Here is a 9,794-nt window from a genome sequence, read left to right on the forward strand (position 1 = left end):
GCTTGCGTATCAACGATACAAGAAGGACAGTTCCAACTGTAAATAGCACAATTTTAAAGAGATTATTGTCCCATGTCTGCTTTATTCCTATCAAAAAATATGGATATATCTTCATTAAAATTCCTCCAAATTCGTCTTTCGCTTTAATATGCCAGATTCACCTATCAACCGTACAAATTAACTCGCATCGACATAGATGTGGTATTTACCGCAGTGTAGACAGCGAAATAAATATCCACACATATCGCCATCTTTGTATAGGTACTCTCTGATATCGGTGTATTCTGATCTCATCTCGTACTCTTCTATAATATAAAGATGGCGTTTTTATGACTTTTTTCTCCAGTAAGTATAACACGATTAGTAATCTTCCAATGCGTCCATTTCCATCTAAAAATGGATGTATAGATTCAAACTGATAATGAATAAGTGCGATTCTGATTAAATCATCTAACGCATCCTCTGCATTCATGTATTTTTCTAAATCGGACAAAGACTCTTTCATGGATAAAACATTCGGCGGTATATACCTTGCTGTTTTTATCGTAGAACCTGCCCCACCTATCCGGTTTTGGCTTTGTCGAAACTCTCCGGGATTTTTTTCTTTTCCCCTTACTCCGGATAGCAATACTTTATGAGTCTCTAAAAGCAATCAATTACACAAAGGTAATGTTTCCAATCTTTTTATTGCATATTTGCTAGCTTTAATATAGTTAACAACATCATCCACATCTGCATTGATGTTTTCATCGATATTGGGATTAAAAATATCTTCTAATGTTGCCTGTGTACCTTCAATTTGCGATGAAAGAAGTGCCTCTTTTTGAACATACATGGAAATAAACAAATCAATATTAGGGATATTGGTCGCTCTATCATCAAGTATTGCTAATACTTTATGAGCCTTTATTAATTTCTCTGTAATATCACTGTCAACTTCTATTAACGGATTTGGAGGTAATTTGGAAGGATAAAAAGAAAAATATGCCATGTCCCCTGACAATTGTTTTTTTAAAGTTCCTGCTCTTTCCTTTTTCATCTATCATCTCTCCTTTTTTGAAATACTATCAAGATTATATCACCCTTATTTCAGAAAACTTGATTTTCTGAAATAAGGGTGATCTTTCCCTATCTATATTTCAAAAACTTATATCTTACATAAACAAAATAGCTCTGCCATCATAAACACTTTCTGTATTTACATTTCCACACCTAATTGCTCTATTTAGCGCCATAATTGTTACGATTTCACCATCAATCTAAGAACCGGTTTTCCACCATGACAAGTTTTTGCTTTAATGCTAGTTGCATAAGTTCTTTCGTTGGCGGACTCATTGAACAGCAACTGTAAAATTGGTCACTGTTTTTAAGTCTTCACCAACAGCTTTCACTTCATTCCAAGCAGTTCTTTTTAGTTATTTATCTTTTTCTAAAGCTAATGTTCTTGTTGTTAAATCACAAACTTCAGCCGGTCCGTAGTATTGAATAGCACCGGGATATGTATAAGCCGTTTCCACTGCCCAAACATCACGATGTGCTTCAAAGTACTTAAATGGCTTACCATCTAATTCAACCAAGGCTTTCTTAATAACCGGCTTATCTTCCCCATGTCTTCTTTCCATGTTCATCATCTTAGTGATTGGCATACCACCAGCCACCCATTGATCCGCCGGCATCGATAAATTCGATACCTTAGATAAGTAACCATTATAACCATACTGTATCAACATGAACGCGTTGTATCCCAATGAGTAACAATAATCCGCATCAAAATTAGATGGGAAAGCACAACGACCTTCATAACCAAAGAAATGATGTAAAGCATTGAACTTACCATGATAAGTACCAGCTACTTTTCTTTGTTCTAGGACATCTTTCACTAAAGCCGAGAATAACTTTTCCGATTCAATCAAGGACACTTGCACATTACCATGCGGATCTCTTTCTAAGAATAATTGTTGCTGGATAGCTTGCGGTAAGATTGCGAATACTTTGAAAGAATCATCCGATAAACCTTTCTTAATAAAGGCATACTTTTCATCCCAAGAAGCCAACATATTGAATTCACCCGCCTTAGAACCTGCTAACAGTTCATTGATTTCAGCAATTAAAGCCGAGAATTCAGGCACAAATTCAACCACACCTTCAGGAATAATCGCAACCCCGAAGTTCATTCCCTTAGTCGCACGCTTTTCAACTGCGTCCGCAATATAGTTTGCAATTTGCGATAAAGACATTTTCTTTTCCGCAACCTCTTCTGAGATTAAACAAATATTTGGTTGTGTTTCTAAGGCACATTCCAAAGCCACATGCGAAGCAGAACGACCCATAACCTTCACAAAATGCCAGTATTTCTTAGCTGAGTTAGCATCACGTTCAATATTACCAATCACTTCTGAATAAGTCTTAGTGGCTGTATCAAAACCAAATGAAATTTCAATATCTTCGTTCTTTAAGTCACCATCAATCGTCTTTGGACAACCAATCACTTGAACAGCTGTGTTATGAGACGCAAAATATTCTGCTAAAACAGCCGCATTCGTATTGGAATCATCACCACCAATAATAACGATAGCGGTCATACCATGTTTTGCACAAACTTCAGAAACAACTTTGAATTGTTCCTCGGTTTCTAACTTTGTACGACCGGAACCGATAATATCAAATCCACCCGTATTACGATATTGATCAATAAGGGCATCATCGAATTCAACATAATCATCTTCGATTAATCCACTAGGACCATTCTTAAATCCGTACAAAATATTCTCTTTACTCGTTGCCTTTAGAGCATCATATAATCCACAAACCACATTATGACCACCAGGTGCTTGACCACCTGATAAAATCACACCAACCACTTGTTTCTTAGCAACTGAAGTATTCACACCCTTTTCAAAAGTAATTTCCTTTTTGCCATAAGTATTTGGAAATAAAGCTTTAATCTTTTCTTGATCCGCTACACTTTGTGTTTCTTCACCCTCTTTAACACAAATTTCCCCAATACCGTTTCTCAACATTTTAGGAAGTTTTGGCTTGTATTCATAGCGAGCTTTTTGAAGCGGTGATAATTCTGTCATTAACTTGTCCTCCTTTATAGAATTCACATACTCAGAATAGCACAAAATAAGCCTTTTCTAAACCGACAAAGTCCAGTTCTATACCGGACTTAAACTTCACTTTCTGCAAATAACTCTTCCCATTCTTTTTCCAAATGAGCAATTTCATTGTGAATATCATCAATATCCATATCCAATAAATTCATCTTATGATAATCCTGATAATATTCCGGTTCAAATCGAAGCTCACGCATTGCCTCTAACTCTTCTTCCTTTTTCGAGATTTGTTCCTCAAGATGCTTTAATTTTCTCCGTATTCCATTCGGAGATAAACCGGAGGTTTTTTTCACCTCTTTTGACTTTTCAAGTTTAACTTCTTCTTGAATGGATTCTTGTTTATGCAAATGGTATTCCTCATACGTTTGTGGATAGAACACGGCTTCATTATCTCGCAATTCAAGAATACTTGCCGCAATTTGTTGAATGAAGTAACGATCGTGTGACACAAAAATAATCGTGCCATCAAAACAACTTAACGCTTCCTCTAAAGCCTCTTTCCCTGGAATATCCAAATGATTGGTCGGTTCGTCCAACAATAAAGTGTTCGCTTCTTCTAAGAGAAGTTTTACAAATGACAAGCGAACCTTTTCACCACCGGATAAAACTCGAACCTCTTTAAAAACATCATCTGCCGAGAATAAGAATTGCCCTAGCGCCGAACGCACTTGAGTTCGATCCAATTCCGGATATTCATCCCAAACTTCTTCAATCACCGTTTTATCACTTGAAAACTGAGCTAACTGCTGATCAAAATATCCCTTTTCAATTTGATGACCAAATAAGAAAGAACCTCCTAAAGCAGGAATTTTTCCCATTAAGGTTTTCATCAAAGTAGATTTCCCGGTTCCATTTGGTCCCATAATCGCAATTCGATCACCTCGTCGGACCTTAAAGGAGAATTCATTTAAGACATGATTATACCCTATCTTTAGACAATCAACTGTTAAGACCTGTTCTCCACCTTTTAAACGGGCTTTAAAATGAGCATGAAAATTCCTTTGACCTTTTTTAACAGGATCAATTCTTTCCATTCGCTCCAAATATTTAATTTTACTTTGAGCAAAGGCGGCTTTGTTCTTTTTATAACGGAACTTTTCAATTAAAGTTTGTAGACGCTGAATGTCTTTTTGTTGGCGGTTGTAGGCGGCTTGTTGGCGCTCTAAATCATTTTCTCTTTCTTGAACAAAATGCGAATAATTTCCCGGGTAACGCTTCATTGTCCCAAATTCCATATGGTAAACCACATCAACGGTGTGGTCTAAAAACATACGGTCATGGGAAACAATTAAAACAGCTTTTGGATAGTTTTTGATATAACCTTCTAACCATTCAATGGCTTCTACATCCAAATGGTTGGTTGGCTCATCTAATAAGAGTAAATCTGGTTTTGATAACAATAATCGAACAAAAGCCAGTCGTGTTTTCTGACCACCTGAAAAAGTACCAATGCTTTTCTTTAAATCTTCCTTTTCAAAACCAAAACGAGTAAAGACTGACAGCAATTCACTTTCCCAAGTATATCCCCCCTTTTGTTCAAATTGTTCTTGAAGTCGTGCGTATTTATTCAATATTTCTTCACTATGATCCTCTGCCATTTTCATAGCTAATTGGTTCATTTCTTTTTCAATTTGAAATAAAGGCAAAAAAATTTGGTAAAGTTCTTCCTTCACCGTCGCTTCATCTCTCGCAAAAACCTTCTGAGAAAGGTAGCCAATGTTTGTGCCATTTTGTTGACTGACGGTTCCTTCATCAAATTGCTCTTCTTTTGTTACACAACGTAGAAAAGTAGTCTTGCCACAACCATTGCGACCGACCAAAGCTATTTTTTCTGTTCCCTTGACCATGAAATTGACGTTTTCAAACACATCATTTCCAGCAAAAGATTTTTTGGCTTTACTAACTTGATATAACATCTCTCACTCCTGAAAAAAGGATGGTTAAGCCATCCTAGAAATCTAAATTCTTTGGTGTGCGGGCAAAAGGAATCACATCACGAATGTTCTTCATTCCCGTCACATACATCACAAATCTCTCAAAGCCTAAACCAAATCCGGCATGTTCACAACCACCATAACGGCGTAAATCTAAGTACCATTGGTAGCTATTCAAGTTCATGCCCAATTCTTTCATCTTCTTTTCTAAGATTTCCAAGCGTTCTTCACGTTGCGACCCACCAACCAATTCACCGACGGATGGCACCAATAAATCAGCTGCCGCAACCGTCTTTCCATCTTCGTTTTCACGCATATAGAAAGCCTTAATTTCTTTTGGATAATCCATTAAAAAGACAGGACCCTTCACTACTTGATCGGTTAAGTACCGTTCATGTTCGGTATTTAAATCCATACCCCACTCAATCTTATTGTTCTCAAATTTTACATCAGCTTTCTTTAAGATTTCAATTGCTTCTGTATATGACATTCTCCTAAAATCAGAATTACGAACATGATTTAGACGTTCTAATAGGCTTGTATCAATGCGTTCATTAAAGAAATTCATTTCTTCCGGGCACATTTCCAGCACATAATCGATACAGAATTTAATCATATCTTCAATAACATCCATATCATATGCCAAATCCGCAAAAGCCATTTCCGGCTCAATCATCCAAAATTCAGCCGCATGAATGGTGGTATTACTTTCTTCTGCTCTAAAGGTTGGTCCAAACGTGTACACATCTCTAAAAGCCAGTGCAAAAGCTTCGGCTTGTAGTTGACCAGATACAGTTAAACTAGCATGCTTACCAAAGAAATCTTCTTCGTAATGGTCATCGGTTTGGGTTGTAACTGTAAATGTTTCACCAGCTCCCTCTGCATCAGCGCCGGTAATAATTGGTGTGTTTACATACACAAAGCCCTGTTCTTGAAAAAAGGTATGAATAGCCATCGCTAAAACTGAGCGTACTCTAAAAACAGCTGAAAGAGTGTTCGTTCTTGGTCTTAAATGAGATATTTCTCTTAAGTATTCTAAGCTATGACGCTTCTTTTGTAGAGGATACGTGTTATCCGCTACACCTTCTAAACTAATTTCTTTTGCTTGTACCTCAAAAGGTTGTTTCGCTTCCGGTGTTAAAACCAGCTTTCCAGTCACAGAGATGGTTGTACCTGTTAAATATTTAGAAACCTCTTCATAGTTACTCAAAGTATCCGCATCATACACAATCTGCGCATTATTGAAAGAAGTTCCATCATTTAAAGAAATGAACGATACATTCTTTCCTGCACGGTTTGTACGAATCCAACCTTGTAGTTGAACATATTCAACTTGATCTTTTTCCAATTCAACTTCTGATTTTGTTAGGCGATAAATATCGCGAATACTCATTTCACTTGACATTATTTTCTAAACTCCTTTATTTTGTTGCTTTTCATTTGTTTCAAAAACTAATTCTTGAATCTTTGAAACGACATCAATGTGTCGTACAGACACATGACTTGGAACCGAAAAATGATCCATAGCAAAGGACACAAAACCTTCAATCCCTGCTTTTATTAATAAATTCACCGTTGCTTGCACATCTTGCGAAATTGTCAAAATCGCAATTCTTGTTCCTTTTGGCATATAACGGTTTAACTCACTCAATGGATATACGGGAATACCTCCGATTTCATCCGCACTTGGCGCTAAATCAAAAGCACAGACAATGGTTCCGACCACATGATTCCAATGATTGTAGTTCAATAAAGCTCTTCCTAAGTTACCGGCTCCGATTAAAATAATCTTCTCATCAAAATTAACCCCTAACTCTTCTGAGAAAATTTCAATTAAACGTTCAACATCATAACCATATCCTTGTTTTCCAAGGTTACCAATAAAGCTGAAATCACGACGAATTGTTGTTGGCTCAATTGAAACCAATTCCGCTAATTCACGGGACATAATACGTGTGGTTCCATCTTCTTGAAGTTTACGCAAAGCTTTTAGATATAAAGGATAACGTTGTAAAGTTGCACGTGGAACATTCTTTTCATTCTTATCATTCATAATTATCACCGTCTTTATTCTATTCCAAAATATTTCATTTGTGAAATCCTAAACAGACAATTCCATGCTTGAATCCGCTGAATCTTCCCATGTGCCAAATTCTTGTCGCTGCCAAGCAACCCAAGCCGCTGCGCCAATCATTGCCGCATTGTCCATACATACCGATAACGGTGGTAGTATCAAGTCTGTTTCCGGGAAAGCTTGCATCTTTTCCACCATCACTTCTCTTAAACGCGAATTAGCGGAAACACCACCTGCCAAAACGAGCATCGCCGGCTTTTTATCTCGTATAGCGACGACTGTCTTATCCACTAAGGAATGAATCGCTACTTCTTGAAACGCAAACGCAACATCTTCTTTTACCAAAGGATTACCGAGCTTTTCCTCCCTTTGAATCAACTGAAGAACAGAAGACTTCAAACCCGAGAAGCTAAAATCATAAGTGCCATCCGTTTTTGGGGTTTTTAAGAAATAATGTTCCTTACCCTGTTTCGCTAGCTTATCAATAACCGGTCCACCCGGATAACCCGTTCCTAATACACGAGAAACCTTATCATAAGCTTCACCAACTGCATCATCTAAGGTATCACCAATAATTTCAAAGGAATACTCTTCCTTCATCCAAACCAATTGACTATGACCACCTGAAATTACCAAAGCTAATAATGGAAATTTCAGCTCTTTCACAAAGGCATTCGCATAGATATGTCCTGCCATGTGATTCGTCGGTAACATCGGTTTTTTATACATCCAAGCCAGTGTTTTAGCCGCTTGAACCCCGACATGCAAAGAACCGATTAAACCAGGCCCTTTGGTATAGGCAATCGCATCCACATCTTGAACAGACATACCGGCTTTTTCTAAAGCCTCTTTAATAACAATGGATATTTTTTCAACATGAAGACGGGAAGCGACTTCAGGTACTACCCCACCAAATTGCTTATGAGTATCAATTTGAGTTGAAACCACATTACTCAATACCACATGACCATCTTCAATAATGGCACAAGCTGTTTCATCACAGCTACTTTCAATGGCTAATATTTTTGCCATAAACATCCTCCTAAAGCACTTTGTTCATAACTAAAGCATCTTCTTGATTTTCATAATAATGACTACGAATATTGATTTTTTCAAAACCGAATTTTTCATACAGAGAAATCGCGGCTTGATTGCTGGAGCGAACTTCCAATTGACAATATTCACAATTTTCTTTTTTCATTTGCATTAAAGCAAACTCTAATAATTCCTTAGCAATACCTTTTCTTTGATAATTTGGATCAACCGCAATGCGTGTTATATCCCCTATTTCAAAGCTAATCCAGAAATCAATAAAGCCAAGAATTTCTCCTTTTTTATACACATAAAGATTTGCGTATGGATTATTTTCGAATTCATTTTCATAGTTTTCTTTTGACCAAAATCCATTTTTGAAGGCGCCTTGATCAATCTCGGTAATGCGTGATAAGTCTTTATTAGTAACCGGATGAATCATCATTTAACCAAATAAGCCCCATTCGCCTTTAGATAGTTTGGCTTTACGTAATCTACATCTTCCTGTAACACCCACTTATCTTTCAAATCAAAGAAGTGTTGCACCAAATCTAAGTTAGACCTTTCCTGACCTATGAGCTGTAAATCACCAATGAAGTTTGCCTTTAAATTCAAATCTTCTATAAATTGAATAGTTTCCTCTGTCATAGGATTACCATGGTCATATACAGCTGTATAAACACGCTTCCCTCGCGCATCTAATATCACTTGACCACTTTCCTTTCCTGCTAACAATTGCAAGGAACTGATGGTATAGAAAGGAAGCTTTTTCAAGCTCGCAAACACTTTTGCGATTGTTAAAGCAATACGAACACCTGTGTACGATCCTGGACCATTTGTGACAACAAGAGCCTCAATGTCATCCACATCTAATTGGGCCATTTCCAACAAACGATTAAGCTCAACAAAGATTTCTTCTGATTGCCTTTTGGGAATTTCTTTTTGAATTTTCGCCAGAATTTGTTGATCATTCATCAGACCTAGTACTAGATATTGCATACTTGTATCTAAACATAGTGTAATCATTTTAGCACCTCCAAAAAATCCTCATATGGTTTTCCATTTGCTTCAAAATGATACACACGTGAATCATCCGCTCGAATGGTTATGGTACAATTCAAATATTTCTCGGGTAATAAATAGGACATAAAATGACTCCACTCAATCACCGTAACTGCTTCTTCATTAAAGTATTCGTCAAAACCGAGATCTTGAACAATACCTTCTAAACGATAAGCATCTATGTGATTTAAGGTAATTCTTCCTTTGTAAATTTTTTGGATATTAAAAGTAGGAGAAGTGATTGTTTTCGTTACTTCCAGTCCTTTTCCAATTCCCTTTGTTAGAGAAGTTTTACCAGCACCTAAATCGCCATCTAATAAAAGAAGGAAACCTTCAAAAGCGTGTTTTCCAATCTTTTCTCCTAGAGAAAATGTTTCTTTCATGGAATGACTTGTATATGTATATGTTTTCATACTATTCACCTTGAAAATTATACCTCATAAAAACAAATTATAAAGTAAAAAAAGGATAAAAAAAATAGACCCGGCAACGAGCTCGATTCACCCAAAGGGCTATTTTTGCCGCTGAAGTGCTTAACTTCTGTGTTCGGGATGGGAACAGGTGTGGCCACTTCGC

Annotated in this window: 10 protein-coding genes, 1 rRNA gene and 1 pseudogene; all 12 read right to left on the reverse strand. The window is 36.9% G+C overall.

What is annotated here, in order from left to right; translation table 11 throughout:
- Nucleotides 1–177 precede the first annotated feature (177 nt).
- Nucleotides 178–312, reverse strand: coding sequence for a CbrC family protein (locus K7I92_RS07700; protein WP_370627463.1), 135 nt, complete (start codon nt 310–312; stop codon nt 178–180).
- 46 nt (nt 313–358) lie between these two features.
- Nucleotides 359–652: pseudogene (locus K7I92_RS07705) on the reverse strand (Fic family protein); the annotation flags it as partial.
- Entirely contained in the window at nt 653–1,039 is a 387-nt protein-coding gene (locus K7I92_RS07165) for a Fic/DOC family N-terminal domain-containing protein (protein WP_220282595.1), read from the reverse strand.
- Nucleotides 1,040–1,415: 376 nt separating this feature from the next.
- The gene (locus K7I92_RS07170) at nt 1,416–3,080 is read right to left on the reverse strand and encodes a diphosphate--fructose-6-phosphate 1-phosphotransferase (RefSeq protein ID WP_203245119.1); all 1,665 of its coding nucleotides are present in this window, start codon (nt 3,078–3,080) and stop codon (nt 1,416–1,418) included.
- A gap of 89 nt (nt 3,081–3,169) precedes the next feature.
- A complete protein-coding gene (locus K7I92_RS07175) occupies nt 3,170–5,032 on the reverse strand; it encodes an ABC-F family ATP-binding cassette domain-containing protein (protein WP_220282596.1) in 1,863 nt (620 codons plus the stop codon).
- A gap of 34 nt (nt 5,033–5,066) precedes the next feature.
- On the reverse strand, nt 5,067–6,455 hold the full coding sequence (gene asnS, locus K7I92_RS07180; RefSeq protein WP_255594396.1) for an asparagine--tRNA ligase: 1,389 nt from the start codon (nt 6,453–6,455) through the stop codon (nt 5,067–5,069).
- 6 nt (nt 6,456–6,461) lie between these two features.
- Nucleotides 6,462–7,103 carry a redox-sensing transcriptional repressor Rex gene (locus K7I92_RS07185; protein ID WP_203245116.1) on the reverse strand — a complete coding sequence of 214 codons (642 nt, stop codon included), beginning with the start codon at nt 7,101–7,103 and terminating at the stop codon, nt 6,462–6,464.
- Nucleotides 7,104–7,151: 48 nt separating this feature from the next.
- Nucleotides 7,152–8,156, reverse strand: coding sequence for a tRNA (adenosine(37)-N6)-threonylcarbamoyltransferase complex transferase subunit TsaD (gene tsaD, locus K7I92_RS07190; protein ID WP_220282597.1), 1,005 nt, complete (start codon nt 8,154–8,156; stop codon nt 7,152–7,154).
- 10 nt (nt 8,157–8,166) lie between these two features.
- Nucleotides 8,167–8,601, reverse strand: a complete 435-nt coding sequence (rimI, locus tag K7I92_RS07195) for a ribosomal protein S18-alanine N-acetyltransferase (RefSeq protein WP_220282598.1) — start codon at nt 8,599–8,601, stop codon at nt 8,167–8,169.
- Nucleotides 8,598–9,182 (reverse strand): tRNA (adenosine(37)-N6)-threonylcarbamoyltransferase complex dimerization subunit type 1 TsaB, encoded by a 585-nt coding sequence (gene tsaB / locus K7I92_RS07200; protein WP_203245111.1) that lies wholly within the window; start codon nt 9,180–9,182, stop codon nt 8,598–8,600. The genes rimI and tsaB overlap by 4 nt, the downstream gene beginning before the upstream one ends.
- Nucleotides 9,179–9,631, reverse strand: coding sequence for a tRNA (adenosine(37)-N6)-threonylcarbamoyltransferase complex ATPase subunit type 1 TsaE (gene tsaE, locus K7I92_RS07205; protein WP_220282599.1), 453 nt, complete (start codon nt 9,629–9,631; stop codon nt 9,179–9,181). The genes tsaB and tsaE overlap by 4 nt, the downstream gene beginning before the upstream one ends.
- A gap of 68 nt (nt 9,632–9,699) precedes the next feature.
- A 5S ribosomal RNA gene (gene rrf / locus K7I92_RS07210) occupies nt 9,700–9,794 on the reverse strand; the annotation flags it as partial.

It is taken from the genome of Bulleidia sp. zg-1013, assembly GCF_019798045.1.
Classification (GTDB): Bacteria; Bacillota_I; Bacilli_A; order Erysipelotrichales; family Erysipelotrichaceae; genus Bulleidia.